The organism is Schlesneria sp. (genome assembly GCF_036405755.1).
GTDB classification, from domain to species: Bacteria; Planctomycetota; Planctomycetia; order Planctomycetales; family Planctomycetaceae; genus Schlesneria; species Schlesneria sphaerica.
The window spans coordinates 1-1529 of record NZ_DASWWZ010000460.1 but is presented as its reverse complement, the minus strand read 5'-3'; the positions used below and the strand labels follow the sequence as shown (position 1 = coordinate 1529).

Sequence of the window (1529 nt, the reverse complement as noted above, 5' to 3'; positions counted from 1 at the left end):
CCCGGCTTCAAGCCAGAGGCTCCGTTTGAGTCCTTCGCCCGGCGATGCTCGGTGAGCAGATATCCGCAGGCGACGACAGGAAGGGAGAGAAAAGGGAGCGCAATTTTGTACTGGTGGATTCCGTAACTGGTCCCGTCGGTTTCCGCAAATCCCAGAATCATCCCCACCAGCACCGTGAGGCTGTAAAGACTGACTTTGAAGACGTAACCAAGGTCCATAATCGTTCACGTTGTGTAAGGCATCCGATTCCATGGAGGGCGCTCAGGCAAGTCGCCCCTCCCGAGCAAATTGTAGCAGCCGATCAAGCCAGCCCCCTGTTTGCGGTCTTAATTCCACGGGGGCTCATCTTCCACACCCTCATCAAAGCAGGTTTTCGGTACTTCTCGGCACGACAGAGTATAGTGTCAGGATCAGACTTCGACACTTCGCGGGGATCTGGTCGCAGGTCGATAATCTTCAAAAGTCAGCAGATCGTCCTCGCGAACGTCATTCAGGTTCAGCAGTTCCACGCGCGAGGTCAGCAGGTTCTGATACGGCAGGCCCGCTTTGCGCGTGGTCACGATCAAAATCTGAGTTGTCGTCGGTAACTGTTGCAGCTTGGTTCTAACGACCTCAACCGCCTCTGTGGCGGGTCCCGGTTGGAACAACGCGAGTCCGTCGAAGAGAGACTCCAGACTGCTGGAAGTCCCCTGGCCTTCCCAGTCGAAGCGGGATTCACCGACGGCTGTCAGCGAAAGATAGCCATCACGACATTCCCGCCCTCGTTCAATCAGCAGCGAGGCCACAAAGCTCAGTGCAAAATCAACCTGCTCTCGCGTCATGACCGTGTGGAACGACTCACCAAACAGGTCCACAATGATGGCAAGAGTATGCTCCCGATTCTGATGGAACTCACGCAGAATCAGTTGACCTCGTCGCGCCGTGGATCGCCAGTGGATCGCGCGAGGATTGTCCCCCGAACGAAATTCACGCAACTGGTTGAAGTCGTCCTGGAACAGTCCCAGATTCGGTGACTTTCTCGAATTCAATTCGGTCGCACCCCCGAGGCGCTGGCGCCAGCTTTGAGAGACGCGGCCGATGCGGGGATAAATCAGGATTTCGGAAGTCGTTGCGAAGACCCGGCTTCGCTCCACCAGTCCCAGCGGAAAACGGGAAGCCGCGCGAATGGGTCCGAGCACGTAGCGACCGCGACCGCTGAGACGTAACTGGTACTGTCCCGATTGGGTCGTTCTGGAAGAGACGCGTGAGAACAACACGGAAGCCGAAAGGGTTTCTGTTTCGTGAACGATTTCGTCCGTGACCGTCATCATCCAGAGGGCGAACCACGGACGAGAATTGCGCAGGGTGATCTCGACGGAAAACAGTTCTCCCTGCATCGCCCGGACGGGAACTTTTCGGCGTACTCTTGCTGCCTGGAGCATGCCGAATGTCATCCAGCCGTTGATCACGAAAGGCCCGGCCATCAAGGCAAAGACCAGCAGCAGCGTATTCTGTTTCGTCAGCATGGCGCCCGTAAACAGGACGATGAT

General features: G+C 56.6%; 2 protein-coding genes. Both read right to left on the bottom strand.

Annotated elements, in window-relative coordinates; translation table 11 throughout:
- Positions 1 to 218: hypothetical protein (locus tag VGE80_RS15725; RefSeq protein WP_440593327.1), on the bottom strand; the 218-nt coding region annotated here is incomplete at its 3' end.
- Between the two features lie 192 nt (positions 219 to 410).
- The coding region (locus tag VGE80_RS15720) for a DUF58 domain-containing protein (RefSeq protein WP_440593326.1) at positions 411 to 1529 on the bottom strand (1119 nt) is incomplete at its 5' end.